Genomic DNA, 17316 nt, shown 5'->3' on the forward strand with positions numbered 1-17316 from the left:
CAATTTTATATGAATTGGAGTGGTACGAAGATGGGGACAACCAACCGCAGAGATCATCAGATGCACCTGGGAGCGTTTATCTATTATGCAGGACATCATCACGCCGGATGGCGTCATCCAACCTCGGACGTGGAGGGCATGTTTGGCATTGAGCTGTATAAGCAGCTGGCAGCCACGGCAGAGCGGGGAAAGTTCGACATGATGTTTTTTGCCGATTTGCTGTACGTGACCCAGGTCGAAAATTCCGCTTCCGGCATGCTGGACCCGTTAACGCTGTTATCCGCACTCTCAGCCGTGACGGACAAACTGGGGCTGACCGCCACGGTCTCCACAACGTACAATGAGCCGTATAACGTGGCTCGGAAATTTGCTTCTCTCGATTGGATCAGCGGGGGAAGAGCGGGCTGGAATATCGTGACGTCCCAGCTTGACATCGAAGCCCACAATTACGGCAAGCCGAGGCACCCGGAGCATGGCTTGCGTTACGAAATGGCACGCGAGTTTGTTGAAGCGGTTACCCGGTTATGGGACAGCTGGGAAGACGATGCCCTTGTGCTGGATCGGGAGTCCGGGAAATTTGCCGATGGAGCGAAGGTGCGTCCCGTGGACTTTAATGGGCAATGGTATTCCACGAAAGGCCCGCTGAACGTTCCGAGGCCGCCGCAAGGCTACCCCGTCCTGATACAGGCCGGTTCTTCCGGTCCGGGACAGGACTTTGCCGCCCAATATGGCGAGGTCATCTTTACGGCACAGCAGTCCAAGAAGGCAGCGCAGGCGTTTTACGCCAGCGTGCACTCGAAGCTGTCCCATTATGGTAGAGCAAGCGGAAGCCTGAAAATCATGCCGGGCCTGTCGCCTGTCATCGGCTCAACCGAGGAGGAGGCACGGCGCAAAGCGCACGAGCTGCTGGAATTGATTCCGCCAGCTTCGGCGATCGCCGTTCTGTCCGGGTTCCTGAATTACGACCTGAGCGGTTATCCGCTGGACCAGCCGCTGCCAAGAAACATCCCGGACCCCGTGGCCGCCTCCAACGGCATGAAAAGCCGGGTCCAGTTATATATGGACATGGCTTATCAGGATAATCTTTCGATCTTAGAGTTAGGGAGGAAGATACTGACCACAAGAGGTCATATGCCATTTGTCGGGACGCCCGAGCAGCTGGCCGACATGATGCAGGATTGGTTCGAAGGTTATGCCTGCGACGGATTTAATATCATGCCTCCGGTGCTGCCGGGAGATCTGGACGAGTTCGTGGATGCGGTTATCCCGATGCTGCAAGAACGGGGCCTGTTCCGTTCCGAATACAGCGGCCATACACTGAGGGAGCATCTGGGCCTAACGCGTCCTGAACCGGGACATTTTCGCCGGGAGGTTCAACAGGCCGCCGCGGATGCCATATAAGCGTGAAAAGGCGGGGAACGTTCCAAGCGACCGAGGGTTCAGGTCAGCTTGGGACGTTTTTTGTCGCTTCAAATGCAAAAAAAGCTATACTATTTCTCGAGTGATATTGTCAGAAATGACGATCTTTTCAAGTCATATAAGTAGTCAACGATACGAAAGAGGGTTCGAGCAATTGGAAACGACAGCAGACAGTGCGATTCAATGGGATGAGATGGAAGATGACGAGCTGGTGAAATACTCGCAGGCAGGGGAACGGGAAGCATTCGGGGAGCTTGTTCGGCGCCATCGCTCCAAGGTGTATGGTTATGCCAGAGCGATAACGCGGGAGTCCTACTTAGCAGAAGACGTGGTGCAAGATGCCCTGATCCGAGCATTCATGCATCTTGGCAAATTGGTGGATGCCCGGCGCTTCCTTCCATGGATGCACCGCATCGTCCGGAATCAGGCCTATACCCGCCTTAAAGGGAGCTCCGCGTGCAAAGAGCAGACTTTCACCGAGCTAGAAGGCATGGGAAGAGTTAACGGTTCGGGGAGTCTGGAGAAATGGAACGATCTGGACAGCATTCTGGGCAGGCTCAACCATTCCGCAAGCGAAGCGGCCTCGGGTTTTAACGTACCGGAGGAGCGCATCGTGCAGCAGGAAACGCTGCGTGCTTTAACCGGCATCATTCAATGCCTGAAGCCGCGCGAAAGGCTTATTTTCGAATCCCATTTTTTCGATCAGCTGTCCCCGCAGGAAATTGCCGACTTGTTTCAGCTCTCTTCGGCCAATGTGTACCAGATTATTTCGAGATCACGGAAAAAAGTGATCCAAGAAAAAATCCGCGTTACCGTTGACTCTTATATTAAGACGAGAAGGGACCTGGGAATTATGAAGAAGAACATATTGCCTTACGAAGGACCGATGAAAGAAACCAAAACCTGGACATCCGCAGCGGATGCCACGTACAAAATGCTTCAGTTTACAGACCGCAAGCTATCGCTTCCGATGGTCATGGGGCTGACGGGGCATGCATTCCGGATCAATATCATACCGAATGATGTCCATATCGCGGGCCCGACCGCCTATTTTTTCGGCGAATCTTTATCCCGCGGCCTTCATAATATCGGCTTCCATTCCAAATTCGTCGACGGCATGTCGGACGGCATCGGGACAAACGCCAATCTGCTGGATCCTGCCCTTATGGAAAAGGGAGCGATGAATAAACGCAGCATTCATCAAGAGCTGCCAAGAGCCCTTGATTTGATCCATGCCTCATTGGATCGCGGATATCCCGTCCTGGCCTGGGATATTTTCTTTCCGGAGTTCGGAACGCTGTACGGGTACGATGACGAGACGAGAACCTTATATGCGGAGGAGTGCGGAAGAGTCGATACGCTGCCTTACGAAAATCTGGGCAAGAGCGTCTTGGAAGAAATATTCGTCCTGGCGATTGAGGGTTCCGTGGATTTGACGCTTCGGCAGCAGCTGCGACTGGCACTGGAAACCGCCACCGAGTTATATGAAGGAAAGGAAAACGCGGTGCCGACGGCTGTGAAGGGAATCGCGGCCTACGATGCTTGGATTGAATCGCTGCATGGTCGTGAAATAGAGCCGAATGGTCATGCTTACAACATCGAAGTGCTGCGGGATGCCCGGTACTATGCCGCCGAGTTCTTCAAGGAACTGGTGAGCGCTTGGCCGAAAGCCATGGAGGTCGGTCCGGATCTGACGGCATCGTTCGAAGATGCCGCCGCGCTGTATACGGAGATCTGCAAGAAGTTCAGTGTCCTGCATGGGATGTTTCCATTTCCGAAGGGTGGCGAGCCTAATTCGGCAGAACAAGCAGCAACGGCGATATCGCTGGTAGAGGAGATCAAGGCCTTGGAGATCGAAGCAGCTGCGAAATTGGGCCAGATGTTTTCTACATTGTCCTCCTGAATCCAGGTTGGATTAGCGGCTTAATCCTTGCCGCAATGATTGGAATGAATAAGCATAAGATAAAGACGCCTGCGACGTTTGTAGTTGCGGCGTCTTTTTGACGTTATTGCACTAAAGTTGCAGTCGCACCTCAATATCAACTACTATTTAAAGAGGGACAAAACTTCTAGAATGTTAGCAACGCGTTTTGTTTTTTATTTACTACTCGAGTCGTCACGGCTCTGAATCACACAATCGAAAGGAAGTATCCCATGAATTCTTTGCAAATCGAACAGCTCAAAATCATTCGGAACGAAATTACCCGATTCATGATGAAATACAAATTCGCCTTAGATGAGATCGAAACCAAGATGGAGATATTAAAAGAAGAGTTTCAGGCTCTTCATGACTATAGCCCGATCGAGCATACGAAATCCCGCCTGAAATCGCCGGAGAGCATCATGAAGAAGCTGCTTCGCAAGGGCGGAAACATATCGCTCCGTTCCATAGAAGATAACATTAAGGACATTGCGGGTTTACGAATCACCTGTTCATTCATTACCGACATTTACAAAATCAGCGACATGCTGCAGAATCAAAGCGATTTAACGGTCCTGAACGTCAAGGACTACATCAAGAATCCGAAGCCGAACGGATACCAAAGCTTGCATCTGTTAGTGGAAGTGCCCGTCTTTTTCTCTGACCGGGTGGAGAAGGTATGCGTTGAAGTCCAGATTCGAACGATTGCCATGGATTTCTGGGCGAGTCTGGAGCATAAGATCTTTTACAAATATAATAAGTCGGTTCCCCAGCACCTGCTCGAAGAGCTTAAGAAGGCGGCGGATACCGCCAACGCGCTGGACCGTCAGATGGAGCAATTGCATCGCGAAGTGCAGGCCATTAAGGATTCGGAAAGCGACGATTCGCTTCTTGAGGAATTAAAAAGCATCCAGATCAACAACCGCAAGTATGAGCTCCCGGCGGGCTTGCTCGAAGTATTGACGGAGGATAATTAAGACGTACCCGGGCGGCGCAAAAAAGGAATGCCTGACCTGTTTCATCGCCCATGCACCGGGTATATATATCCTAAGTGGGAAGTGGAAACACATCAACACCAGACGGATAACAAGACGTTAAGTCGGAATTACCGAAAGGATTTGATACCCATGTACAACGAAACAAGGAATAAGGACGACACAGCCTGAATTATTCCGGCGTACACCTTAAGCTATTAAAGCAATGGAATGATAGCGTCAAAAAGGATATAACCGCTTCCCACGAAAAAAACTCTGCGAGTGATCTCGCGGAGTTTTTTGCTGTCGACGACCATCCCAGCACCTGGATCATGAGTTCAGCACGAACAATTATAGATTGTTCAGGGGCGATGTCCGGGAAACCGGTGGCTGTGAACGGTTCTGTTCACAATATTGAGGGAATGGCACCCGACGAATGAACGGCCACTATGATATACTTAGGAATTGGATACAATGTTAACGTAACATTATATATTATTGATATAAACCTACATAATAGAGGTGTATGTACAGTGACAACTACCGTAGTCATCGGCGGCGGCATTACCGGACTTTCGACCTTATATTATCTGCAAAAAGAGCTGAAACATCATCGACGGGACATGGACTTGGTGCTGGTTGAGGCAAGCGATGTGCTGGGAGGCAAAATCCGAACCGTCCAGAACGGTGAATTTATTATGGAAACCGGAGCGGATTCGATCGTATCCCGGAAAACGAATGTGGCGCCGCTTCTGGAGGAGCTTCAGATAACGGACCAGGTTGTGTACAATGCCACGGGGACTTCTTTCATATATACAACCGACGGCCTAAAAAAAATTCCCGAGGAGAGCGTATTCGGCATACCGCTTAGCTTGAAATCCTTGGCCGAAAGCGAGCTGGTATCCGCGGAGGGGAAGGTGGAGGCGCTCAAGGACTATTACACGCCGAATGAGACGTTCACCAAGCATGATTCCCTGGGAGAATTCCTTGAGTCCTTTCTAGGGAAGGAAATCGTTCAGAACCAGATCGCTCCGGTCATATCGGGCGTCTATTCCGGGGAGCTCCATGACCTGACCATTGCGTCCACATTCCCCTATTTGCTGGAGTACAAAAATACCTACGGCAGCATCATGGGCGGTTTGGCCGAGAATAAACAGAAGTTCCTTGGCACCGGCAATAAGAAATTTATTTCCTTCAAAGACGGTGTCTCGGTGTTGATTGACGCACTGGAACGGAGCCTGACAGAAGCAGGCGCGAAGATCTGCAAGGGCGTTGCCGCTGAGAAGCTGGAGAGAACGCCTAACGGCTATCGATTGATGCTGGCGAACGGCGAACAGATGGAAGCGGATTTTGTTGTAATAAGCACGCTGGGATCAAGCGCGAAGGAGCTGCTGGAAGATCCGCGGCTTCACGAGGATTTTGACCAATTGTATACGAAGTCGCTCATTAGCGTGTATCTGGCCTATGATATTCGAGATGAAGAGCTTCCTTACGACGGCACGGGATTCATTACGGCCAAGGGGACGAAGCTGAAGTGTGACGCATGCACCTGGACGAGCCGGAAATGGGAGCACACCTCCGAGAATAATCGGCTATTGATGCGATTGTTCTACAAAAGCTCCAATCCGTATTATGAGCAATTAATCAGATTGTCGGACGAAGAATTGAAGCATGTCGGGATGGAGGATATCCGTCAGAGCTTAGGTTTAGAGGCTGAACCCGTGTCCTGCGAAGTTACCAAATGGCATGAGAATATGCCGAACTATCATCTGAAGCACAGGCAGGTCGTGGAGTCGCTGGAGCTCGCAATGGAAGACCTTTATCCTAACGTGATGCTTGCCGGCTGCTCATATTATGGCGTGGGGATCCCGGACTGCATCGCGAACGGCGAGAAGACGGCAGGCATGATCATGGAAAGGATGCTCAAATGACCATCTATATCGCTTTGCTTCGAGGAATTAACGTCGGCGGACACAATAAAATCAAAATGGCCGATTTAAGAAAAATGCTTGAAGGCATGGGCCTAGCCCGCGTGCAAACATACATTCAGAGCGGAAACGTGCTCTTCGAATCTGCGGATTCCAAGGAAACGCTGCAGGTCCAAATGGAGCAAGGAATACAAGAAGCGTTCGGCTTCCCGATAACCGTGATACTCAGAACCTCGCAGGAAATCGAGGGCATCGTCCGGCATTGTCCTTTTTCGGAAGAAACGATACGTGCGGCGGAGGCAGCATCGGAGTTCGAGAGTCTTTATGTTGCCATGCTGCCGGAAGCACCGACTCCCGATGACGTTGAGAGATTGAGGCTCTACGTGAACGATAAAGAAACTTTTGAAGCGATCGGAGAAGAAATCTATTTGCTGTTTAAGGAAAGCGTTCGGAATTCCAAGCTGGCGGCGCAAATGGCAAAGTTCGGCGTACCGATGACGATGCGGAATTGGAAAACCATGAACAAGCTGGTAGAGCTGTCCCGAACGATGCAAAATGAACAGCCGCTATAGTGGATTCAAGGTGACGGAGGAGGCATAGGCGGCATCCGATTTCGAAGGAAATTTGGGCCGGCGTGTTTCACTTCCCGTGGACCGGGTAAATATAGAACAAGTGGGAAGTGGTATTGTCAATCGACGGACGGAAGAACATCATGTCATTCCGAAAGGCAGTTGATTCGCCATGAACACTCGCAAAAGGAGAAGGAGAGCGAAGTTTCTTCGATTCTTTTCAGGTAAGGCACCCTAGCAATTGGAAAATTGCTGCATAATGAATAATAAAATCGCTTCCCACTGATAAGGATCCTGCGATATCATTCGCGGGGTCTTTTTTTTGTGCGGATTAAGCAATAGTTACAGTATGCAAGATACGCCGGAGCGGGAGTTGTTGCTCAAAGATGAATTGAAAATAAGTCGTTCATAGTGCTGAAGTATCGAACAATAGAGGTTGTTGGATCCCGAAATATGTACCTTGAGAAACGGATGAGCCATATGCCATGGACAGAAAGACGCGGCGTTAAGTTGTCCTATTGTACTAGAGGTTCAGCGAATATCGGGACCTTTATATCATTTATCAAATTTTACATAAAGTGGTTTAAAAAACGATCGGAATATGCAATTATTGATCTTGGGAGGTGAAGAGGAAAAGGACCCCTCAAGGGGAAAAGCCTAAGTTGAAATCGCGAGGGATTTTATGTTGAAAACGCTTTAATTATAATTTGGAGATCCCATGGAGACCTGGAGAATTGGGAAACTGAATTGATTGCTCAAAAAATCATTTCTAGGAGGTTTTCCATGTCTAAGATCGTCCTTAAACGATGTATTTCCTGTTTCTTGATTCTTTGTATCGTTATGTCTGCCTCGTTTACTGCTCTCGCAGGACAAGCTTCCGCCCAGACACCCACTGCGCTTAACCCAGTGCCCGAGCTGCTGATCACCGAGCTTGTGCCTGATTCCACGAACGTAGGAACCGCCGACGGTTACGAATTTATCGAGGTTTACAACAATTCCGATCAAGCCATCGATTTCAGCAATTATAAGATACGCTACCGTTACTTGGAGAGCGACACCCTGTGGGCTCATGTACCCGACGAGGTGACCATTCCATCCGGAGGCACGCTGGTCTTCTGGATCATAAACGGTCAGAACAGCAAATCCACGATTGCTGATTTTAATCATAATTACGGTACCAACCTGAACGAAAACACCGATGTCGTCAAAATATTCTCAGGCGGCATGTCCAATTCGCGCATGCGGGAGCTCGTGGTCGCAACGAACACCGGCCGCCCGGTCGTGTCCGCGTTTTACAACGACGGTGAAGTTCATAACGGTCCCGATCAGGGAATCTTCTATAAATATCCCGTAGACGGCAGTCTAAAAATGCAGCGGATCTCCCAGCTGGAGCATAAGGCTACGCCGGGTTCGCTCGCGCATTCGGAAGTGCCCGCGGAGCCGGTACATATCGACGTGACCAAGGAGCCGTCCGTTGTCAATCGGACGACCACCACGAACGTGGAGCCGGGAGACAATCTGGAAATCGCCGCAGAAGCGCACGATGACCGCATGGTGACATCGCTCGCGTTATCGTATCGTGTCGACGGACAGAACGATTACAAGGTCGTACAGCTTCAGGAAGGACAGCAAGGCTATCATCATACGATACCTTATCTGGAGCTGCTGGGACATGCCAAGCTGGAGTATTTCTTCACGGTGTCCAACACGTTTAAGAAAGTGGAGAGCCCTAAATATGAGGTTGATCTCACGGGCAGCGGTGCAAGCGCGAGCCTGAACGTTAAAGATCAACAAACGGTTACGGGCATCACGTATATTCGGGGTGCAGCTGATGGGGCTGGGCCTTCCGATTTGGAGCTTCAAGTGGACGGAACGCCGGTTCAAGGCACTCCCGCCATGGAGCATTCCGCCTATTTTATATTTGAAGGCGACGGCATTGACGATGGAATCAACACGGTAACCATCGGCAAGGAGGTTCTTTTCGAGACGGAGGCGAACATTGACGGTTATCAAACCATCGTGGTCCCGATCGAACCGCAGTGGCTGACAAGCGGATCGAACGAAATTACCCTTCGGGCCGGCGATAACGAGAAGACCTACTTCGAAGACGACAAGCCAACGGGCAATATGGATGATTTCAATGCGCGCAACGTGCGGCTGCTCTTGGGTGACGGAACGGAAATCCGGGATCCGCAATACAGCGATCCCGCACGGATCCATGACCTTGGCGACGATGGACGTTTCCTGCCTTTCGTAACTTTTCAATTCGACATTCCTGCCGAAAAAGTAAATGCATTGTCCTACGCATGGGATACCTCGGCCGTCTCGGACGGAACGCATTCCATTCAATTGAAGGTCAATGGTCAGTCTGAAGCAGCTGCCGATGTTCAGGTAGATAACCACGGACCGGAAATTAGCGCAACCGTTGAAGAGGGCAAGAGTTACAAGGGCGGCATCCCGATCGATGTGACCGCCACGGATCGCGTATCGGGCGTGGACCGGGTCGAGGTTACGCTCGATGGACGCGCCATCCAGCTGCCGTACAATACTTCCTCGGCTGAGCTTGAACCAGGCGATCATAAGCTGGAAATTCGCGCAGTGGACAAGATCGGCAACCGCTCGGAACGAACCGTGACGTTTAACACGGCTCAGGAGCATCCGAATAAACCTGTATTGGTGTCGCCGGCAGATATGGAGAGCGGCACCGGGCTATCGCCGGAGCTGAAGGTTCAAGTCAGCGATCCATCGGATGACGAGCTCGAGGTCTCCTTCCATCAGGCTTATTCGTATCATGCTTTAAGCGGGGATCGGGTGAAATTGTCCAAGAACGCTTCGGACGAAGAACCGCCAAAGGATAGATTCCCTGCGGGCGAAACTGTGCTGACCGAAGAGGAATTGAAGCGGGTATCCGAATCCAACGATGAATATGTCACCGTAGATTCAACGTCTCAATTCCCTTACATTCGGTTCGAGGCAGAGCTGGAGCATGCCGTCGAGCCCGGCGACAGCGTCGAAGTCGCTTGGGAAGGACACACGGTGTCCGGCCGCAAAGTCACGATGTATGCGTGGAACCACAAGCTGAGCAAATGGACGGAAATAACCAAGCATATTGCCCAGTCTGAAGATGATTTTACGCTTCGAGGCGAACTGACGGCAGCGGACTATGTACAGAACAACAAAGTCGATGTGATCGTACAGGATGAAATTCCTTCCCGAGGGGATTATGATTACACATTTGTATGGGTATCCGATACGCAGTTCTTGACGGAGCTCTATCCACATATTCAGCAAAAGCAGTTCGAATGGATCGTTGATTCCATCGATGAGATGAACATCAAATATTTGTTCCATACCGGTGATATCGTGAATGATCCAACAGCCGAATACCAATGGAAACGTGCCGATGCTTACATGAACATGCTGGAGGATGCCAAGCTGCCGCACGGCGTGCTTGCCGGGAATCATGACGTGGGCAGCTACGATTGGGATTACACGACCTACGGGCAATATTTCGGGGAAAACCGTTATAAGGATCAGCCCTATTACGGAGGCTCCTACAAGAACAACCGGGGACATTACGATCTGGTCTCCGTCGAAGGCAACGACTTCATCATGATGTATATGGGATGGGGCGTCGAAGACGAGGATATCAAGTGGATGAACGAGGTTCTCGCTGAGTATCCGGATCGTATCGCATTCCTGAATTTCCATGATTACATGCTCGCGAACGGAACGCGTTCCGGCGTAGGCAACAAGTTGTACAAGGAAGTAGTCGTCCCTAATCGGAACGTGGTTGCCGTACTGAGCGGCCATTACACGGGAGCCAGCCTGCTTAAGAACGAATTGGACGATGACGGTGACGGCAATACGGACCGAACCGTGTATCAGATGCTGGCGGACTATCAAGGACATGCGGACGGCGGCAGCGGATATTTGAGACTGCTGCATTTTGATAAGGAAAGCAATCAGATTTACGTGAATACGTACTCTCCTTATTTGGATAAGTACAATTATTATACGAATCCGGGCGTGGATGAATTTACGATGAACCTGGATCTTGAGCCGAAACTGAAGCGGGTAGCCACCGATTCGATTCAGGTGAATCATCTGAGAGGAGAGGCCATCGGTACGCCGCAAAAGGCAGCGAGCGGCACGGAGGTTACTCAGCCGTGGGCAGGACTGTTATCCAATGGAACCTATTCCTGGTATGCCGTCGCCCATGATGAATTCGGGGGAAGAACGGTATCGGACGTATGGACGTTCACAACGGATGAAGGGGGTCTCGCGGCCCCAACCAATCTGAAAGCACTTCAGGTCACGTCGTCCTCGGTTCAAATCGGCTGGGATCCTGTGAACCGTCCGGACCAGCAAGTCGTGAGCTATCATGTGTATCAGGACGGACAGCAAGTGGCCACCGTTACGGACAGCGTATACGAAGCGACAGGGCTTACGCCGGATACGCCGTACGAATTCAAAGTAACCGCCTCGGATCAGCATGGAGCGGAATCGCCACCAAGCGAGATCTTAACGGTGATCACGAGTGCTGTAGACGTTCCGGGTGCGCCGGTATGGACGCCCGGGGAGCTGGAATTTTCGGAGATCACATCGAACCGTGTAACCATGAGCTGGCCGGAGGCGGCTGCAAGCGATGGCGTGGAAGGATATCGCGTATATATGAAAGGCCGGGAGGAACCGGTGGTGACCGTGACCAGCGATGTGTATTCGCATACCGCAGCCGGGCTTACGCCGGATACGCGTTATCATTTTACCGTCAAAGCTTATAACGCTGCCGGTGAGAGCCTGGGACTCCATAACTCGGTCACGACTTCGGCTGCAGGAGTGGACAAGAGCGAGTTAATCGGATTAATCGCCTCGGCGCAGCAAAGGCTCGACGAAACACGGGAAGGCTCATCGCCAGGGCAGTATCCGGCAGGCGCAAGGTCAGCGCTCCGTGACGCGATTGCAAACGCCAGCGCCATAGCGCAGCAGGATCATGCAACTGCGAAGGATGTCAAGGACGCAATGACCGCACTGCAAGCCGCGATCCGCGCCTATAACGCTTCGGTGATCCCTTCATCCGAGAATCCTCCGTCATCGGGATCGGAATCCTCTGGCGGTGGAGTCCCCTTGTCCGGAAACAATCAATTAAAAGCGCTGGAAGTCATCATTGGCGGCGTAGCGGCTGCATTAACCCCTGCGTTCAACGAAAGCACGACGGAGTACCGGCTTGAAACGGATGCGGAATCCGTGCAGCTCCGCGTTGGGGCTGCGCATGGCAAGGCCGCTGTCCTTCTGGAAGGAGAGGTTTTGAAGAATGATCAGGTCATCAAGCTGAAGGAAGGGGATAACGTCCTGAAGCTGGTGGTTCGGGCCGAGAATGGTGCGACCAAAACCTATCAATTAACCATTCACCGTAAGGCGAAAGCAGGGACAGAAGAACCGAAGCCGGAACCCCAGGTGCTGTTAACCGACATCGGCGGACATTGGGCTTCATCCGCGATTGAGCAGGCGGTTTCGCTCGGCATCGTTGGCGGCTATCCGGATCAAACCTTCAAACCGGACCGTCAGGTCACGCGTGCCGAATTTATGGTGATGATGGCCAAAGCACTGAAAGGCCAAGCGGGATCTGAGAAACTGAGCTTCAAAGACAGCTCCTCCATCGGATCCTGGGCGCTTGAAGCGATTCAATGGGCCGTATCCGAAAGCATCGTGAAAGGATATCAAGACGGGACATTCAAACCGAACGAATCCGTTAACCGTGCGGAAATGGCGGTGATGATCGCACGCTACCTAGGCCTTACCCAGCCAGGTGCCGGAACGGACTTCCGCGATCAGCAGAATATTCCGGCTTGGGCGGAGAAGGAAATCGCAGCCGCGGCCGAGGCCGGCATCGTGAACGGACGTTCGGGTAACCGGTTTGCTCCTCAGGATTCTGCGACCCGTGCGGAAGCGGTCATGATGATACTTCGGATGCTGGAGCATGCAGAGTAAAGTAACCATACGAATGTAGAACATAGAAAAAGGCGGACATGGAGCAATTGCTCCAGTGTCCGCCTTTTTTACAGTTGAAGGCTTAAAGGGGTTGCCCCCCGGTCATATGGCGCCAAACGGGATGCTGGGAGCCCAAATTTACCCAAACGAACTTTAGACCCACCGTCCACCGCGGAATACGGGTTCAATCGTACCGTCCGCCAGCACGCCGTCAATGTCCAATTCAGCGGAACCGATCATGAAATCGACATGCGTCAGACTGACATTGGCTCCGCGAGCCAGCAGTTCTTCCTTGCTCATCTTGGTGCCGCCTTCGATATTCACGGGATAGGCGCTTCCCAGCGCAAAGTGGCAGGAGGCGTTCTCATCGATGCCGGTGTTATAGAAGACGCGGTTTAGCTGCGAGATCGGCGAATCATGCGGCACGAGTGCCATCTCTCCAAGATACGAGGCGCCCTCGTCCGTTTCCAGCAGCGTCGTGAGATGCTCCCGTCCGGATTCGGCTTCATATGCAACAACCTTGCCGTCCTTGAACGTGAGCTTCATGCCTTCCACCAGGCGGCCGTTCAGATTCAGCGGAAGGGTACTGGATACGGTCCCGTTCACGCCCGTGCGGTGAGGCATCGTATAGATTTCTTCGGTGGGCATATTCGCTACGAAATACACCCCGGCCTCATTCTCGTCACCGCCGCCGAGCCAGAGGTAACCTTCCGGCATGTCGACGCGCAGATCCGTTCCCGGCGCACGATAGTGGAAACTCTTGTAGCGTTTGGCATTCATGTGGTTCTGGCGCAGCTTCAGTCCGGCGATATGATCCCGCCACGCGGCTACCGGATCTTCGCTGCCTACCCGATTCATCAGGAATACGGCATCCCACATCGCTTGGATGCGCTCTTCTTCGGGGAGGTCCGGGAATACTTTATTGGCCCAGGCTCGGGTAGGCGCCTTAATCAGCGACCAGCTGATCTTATTGTTGCGGACGTATACCTGATATTTTTCGTTAGCCACGGCAGCAGCCTTAACGGCTGTAGATACTTTTACCGAATCAATGCCGCGGAACAGCTCGGGATCCGGAACCTTAATGCGCAGAATGGCTCCTCCGCCTTCAGCGAGCTGCTGCATGGCGTCGGCCTGCCACTGCGGGTAATAATGGAAGGAGTCTTCCGGTGCTTTCTCGTAGCGAATTCGGGTGATTTTTTCGTCTTCCCAGTCGACTTGCACATATTTGGCGCCTGCATCATATGCTTTGGCCACGATGCGGCGTGTCAACTCTACGGTCTCGATTGGAGCATTGACGATCAGCACTTGGCCCGGTTGAACGTTTACGCCAACCTTCACGACCAGCTCCGCGTATTTCTCCAGATTTTTCTCGAAATTGTCCATATGTAGATATCCTCCATTTCAGATGTACACTTCATTCTATCACGTTGCGGAGGGCTGCTGCTGACTCTTCTTTTTGCCAAGGGTCCGGGAGATTTGCCTTTCCAGCAGGTGTTTCAATTCATGGAGCGCTGCAATCTGACTGTCCACGCTGCTTAATTTGTCCTCATAAAAGGAGAGCATTTCCTCGCAATATTCATAATCGTCCGGCGAAGCGACTTCACCGCGAAACAATACGCGAATTTGATCCGTGGTCAAGCCCAGCTTTAAGTACAATTGGATCATTTTGACCCGTTCGATGGCGGACGCGTTAAAATGGCGGTAATCATTATCGAGTCTATCGGCTTCCAGCAGGCCTTTTTGTTCATAATGCCGGATTGAGCGTGCGCTGACCTGGCTGCGCTGCGATAATTCACTGATCTTCATATCACATGACCTCCTTGGCATGAGCTAAGATAAACCGATTATACGCTACCCCGCATGCGAACATAAAGCCATTAGGCTGCTTGAATAAGAGCGTTTGATAAAAAATAACGGAAACGGGGATAAAAGTGTGACAGTCACCTGTCATACTTTTCGATTTACAATGACTGCAGTACTAAGGAAACCTACTTAGAAGGAGTGTATGAGAACTTGAAGACACAAACAGCCAACAGCAACAAACTGCCCATCGTGCTTGCCGGCCTGCTGCTCGGCATCTTGATGGCCTCCATGGACAATACGATCATAGCGACCGCCATGGGAAACATCGTCGGGGAGCTCGGAGGACTTGATCATTTCGTTTGGGTGACCTCCGCGTATATGGTTGCCGAGCTTGCGGGGATGCCGATCTTCGGCAAACTCTCCGATATGTATGGACGCAAAAAATTCTTTGTGTTCGGGATGATTGTATTCATGCTGGGCTCCGTGCTGTGCGGTACGGCAAGCTCCATCACGGAACTGGCGCTGTATCGGGCCGTGCAAGGCGTAGGGGGCGGGGCCCTCATCCCGATCGCTTTCGCGATCATGTTCGACACCGTGCCGCTGGAGAAGCGCGGAAAGCTCACGGGTTTGTTCGGAGCCGTCTTTGGATTATCCAGCATTTTCGGGCCGCTCGCAGGCGCTTATATTACGGATCATATTACCTGGCAATGGATATTCTATATTAATTTGCCGATCGGCATCGTGGCCTTCCTGATGGTGACGATATTCTATAAGGAATCGCATGAACGTTCCAAACAGCCGATTGATTGGAAGGGAGCAACCACGCTCCTTGCGGGCGTGATCTGTTTCATGTTCGCGCTTGAGCTTGGAGGGAAGCAATGGGCATGGGATTCCTGGGTCATCCTGGCTTTGTTTGGTGCTGCCGCCGTTATGCTTGTGCTCTTCGTGCTTGCCGAGAGAAGGGCGGAGGAGCCGATCATCTCGTTTCATTTATTCAAGAATAAACTCTATACCTCAAGCGTGCTGTGCGGCTTGTTTAGCGGAGGATCCTTCATCGTGGCTTCCGTTTACATTCCGATCTTCATACAAGGCGTGCTCGGCGGAAGCGCAACGAACTCGGGGCTGGTCCTGCTGCCGATGATGGTGGGCTCGGTCGTCACGGCGACGGTCAGCGGTTTTCTGATGAGTAAAATCTCGTATCGAAGCATCATGATCCCGACACTGATCCTGTTTACGGGAGGGATGGTGCTCGCTTCGACGTTAACCGCGGAATCCAGCAGATTCATCGTTACCCTGTACATGGTTCTGATCGGGCTTGGCATCGGCGGATCGTTCTCCGTGCTGGGAACGGCGGTCATGCATGGCTTATCCTATAAACAGCGCGGGATGGCGAGCTCGACCTTCAATTTCACGCGGTCGCTTGGAATGACCATTGGCATTACGGTGTTCGGGTTGATACAGAGCCGATCCTTCACCGGTTCCTTAACATCGGGATCGGGCGTGATGAACACCGGTGGGCTTCCTGAAGGATTCGATCTTAAGGATCCTCACATCTTATTGGCACCGGAGACGAGATTATTGATTCCGTCCGACCTGCTCAAGCCGATCTCGGACACGCTCGCTTCCTCCATTGCGGCTACGTTTGCCTGGGCTATCGTTCCTGCAGCGTTAGCGCTTCTGGCAGCAGCCTTAATGGGACGCAAAAAGCTGGATGAAACGGCAGAACTGAAAAGGGAGGAGACAGCCGATTCAGCAGAAGAGGCAGGGACGAAAGAAAATGAACAGCTGGTCATGGTGCCGTAGCGCATACGTCTTGGACCGGAATATAGAAAGGAGCTGCCTGTCAGGCATAACACCTGGAGGCAGCTCCTTTGCCGTTAACTCTTAATCGCGCCTGCGGCGATATCGGAAATGAATTGCTTGCTGATGAACAAGAACATGACGATCAGCGGGATGACCGCGAGCAGCGTGCCGGCAATGACCATCGAATAGTCGGTGGTATATATTCCGTTTAATGATGATAACGCAACCTGCAAGGTGAACTTGTTCTCATCATTTAGAATGATGAGCGGCCACAGATAGTCGTTCCATACCCCGATGAACGTGAAGGCTGCCAAGAACGATAAAGCGGGCCGAAGAATCGGCAGCGATATGTTCCAATAGAGGCGGAAGAAACCGCAGCCGTCGATTTTACCGGCATCGAGAAGCTCCGAAGGCACCGATTCCTGTGCATACTGCCTGATCCAGAAGATTCCGAAAGCGTTGACCATTCCCGGTATGATCAGGGCCTTGTAGGTGCCCACCCATCCGAATTCTGCCATAATGACAAACGAAGGCACCAAGGATAATTGTGCGGGCGCCATCATGGTGGCAAGCAGCAGGACAAACAGCCATTTTTTGCCCGGGAACTGGAATTTGGCGAACGTGAATCCGGCCAGGGAATCGAAGAATAAGACCAGCAGCGTACAAGCGGAAGCGACGAACAGGGTATTCCAGAAGGCGCCGAAGAAGTCGATGCTGCTCAGCACCCTCGACACGTTATCCAGCAAGTGCGGACCGAACCATAGTTTCGGAGGAAAGCTGTAGATATCCGAAGTGGTGCGCGTCGCCATCACAAGCAGCCAGTAGAAGGGAAAAATGGATAAGATCAATCCGGCGATCAACCCGGTGTGCAGCAGAATGGATTTCCATTTGAACATACGATTCACCCC

At 51.9% G+C, this 17316-nt stretch carries 10 protein-coding genes; 7 read left to right on the forward strand and 3 right to left on the reverse strand.

Features of this window, described 5'->3' with window-relative positions:
• The first annotated feature begins 30 nt into the window (after window positions 1–30).
• From RB298_RS11265 to RB298_RS11290, 6 genes are all read left to right on the forward strand, one after another.
• The gene (locus RB298_RS11265; protein ID WP_096774298.1) at window positions 31–1401 is read left to right on the forward strand and encodes an LLM class flavin-dependent oxidoreductase; all 1371 of its coding nucleotides are present in this window, start codon (window positions 31–33) and stop codon (window positions 1399–1401) included.
• A gap of 172 nt (window positions 1402–1573) precedes the next feature.
• On the forward strand, window positions 1574–3322 hold the full coding sequence (locus RB298_RS11270; protein WP_486047081.1) for an RNA polymerase sigma factor: 1749 nt from the start codon (window positions 1574–1576) through the stop codon (window positions 3320–3322).
• Window positions 3323–3573: 251 nt separating this feature from the next.
• Entirely contained in the window at window positions 3574–4317 is a 744-nt protein-coding gene (locus RB298_RS11275) for a GTP pyrophosphokinase (RefSeq protein WP_015736042.1), read from the forward strand.
• Between the two features lie 530 nt (window positions 4318–4847).
• Entirely contained in the window at window positions 4848–6245 is a 1398-nt protein-coding gene (locus tag RB298_RS11280) for a protoporphyrinogen oxidase (RefSeq protein ID WP_486047082.1), read from the forward strand.
• Window positions 6242–6814: a DUF1697 domain-containing protein gene (locus RB298_RS11285; RefSeq protein WP_096774295.1), complete on the forward strand. Its 573-nt coding sequence runs from the start codon at window positions 6242–6244 to the stop codon at window positions 6812–6814. Before RB298_RS11280 ends, RB298_RS11285 begins: the two co-directional genes overlap by 4 nt.
• A gap of 780 nt (window positions 6815–7594) precedes the next feature.
• Window positions 7595–12802 carry an S-layer homology domain-containing protein gene (locus tag RB298_RS11290; RefSeq protein ID WP_486047083.1) on the forward strand — a complete coding sequence of 1736 codons (5208 nt, stop codon included), beginning with the start codon at window positions 7595–7597 and terminating at the stop codon, window positions 12800–12802.
• A gap of 153 nt (window positions 12803–12955) precedes the next feature.
• Here RB298_RS11290 and RB298_RS11295 read toward each other — a convergent pair whose 3' ends face one another.
• The gene (locus tag RB298_RS11295; protein WP_213579061.1) at window positions 12956–14185 is read right to left on the reverse strand and encodes an aminopeptidase; all 1230 of its coding nucleotides are present in this window, start codon (window positions 14183–14185) and stop codon (window positions 12956–12958) included.
• Window positions 14186–14224: 39 nt separating this feature from the next.
• Window positions 14225–14608: a MerR family transcriptional regulator gene (locus tag RB298_RS11300; protein ID WP_009591074.1), complete on the reverse strand. Its 384-nt coding sequence runs from the start codon at window positions 14606–14608 to the stop codon at window positions 14225–14227.
• Window positions 14609–14815: 207 nt separating this feature from the next.
• Between RB298_RS11300 and RB298_RS11305 the strand changes: the two genes are divergently transcribed.
• Complete coding sequence (locus RB298_RS11305; RefSeq protein WP_486047084.1) at window positions 14816–16408, forward strand: MDR family MFS transporter; 1593 nt, start codon at window positions 14816–14818, stop codon at window positions 16406–16408.
• A gap of 74 nt (window positions 16409–16482) precedes the next feature.
• Here the strand turns inward: RB298_RS11305 and RB298_RS11310 are convergent, their stop codons facing one another.
• Window positions 16483–17304 carry a carbohydrate ABC transporter permease gene (locus tag RB298_RS11310; RefSeq protein ID WP_015736036.1) on the reverse strand — a complete coding sequence of 274 codons (822 nt, stop codon included), beginning with the start codon at window positions 17302–17304 and terminating at the stop codon, window positions 16483–16485.
• Window positions 17305–17316 lie beyond the last annotated feature (12 nt).

The organism is Priestia sp. BR_2, assembly GCF_041954005.1.
In the GTDB taxonomy this organism is placed as follows: Bacteria; Bacillota; Bacilli; order Paenibacillales; family Paenibacillaceae; genus Paenibacillus_AQ; species Paenibacillus_AQ lautus_A.

Coding starts and splice junctions, on each gene's coding strand:
- RB298_RS11265 (WP_096774298.1), top strand. CDS start 31: ATGGGGACAACCAACCGCAGAGATCATCAGATGCACCTGGGAGCGTTT.
- RB298_RS11275 (WP_015736042.1), top strand. CDS start 3,574: ATGAATTCTTTGCAAATCGAACAGCTCAAAATCATTCGGAACGAAATT.
- RB298_RS11285 (WP_096774295.1), top strand. CDS start 6,242: ATGACCATCTATATCGCTTTGCTTCGAGGAATTAACGTCGGCGGACAC.
- RB298_RS11290 (WP_486047083.1), top strand. CDS start 7,595: ATGTCTAAGATCGTCCTTAAACGATGTATTTCCTGTTTCTTGATTCTT.
- RB298_RS11295 (WP_213579061.1), bottom strand. CDS start 14,185: ATGGACAATTTCGAGAAAAATCTGGAGAAATACGCGGAGCTGGTCGTG.
- RB298_RS11300 (WP_009591074.1), bottom strand. CDS start 14,608: ATGAAGATCAGTGAATTATCGCAGCGCAGCCAGGTCAGCGCACGCTCA.
- RB298_RS11310 (WP_015736036.1), bottom strand. CDS start 17,304: ATGTTCAAATGGAAATCCATTCTGCTGCACACCGGGTTGATCGCCGGA.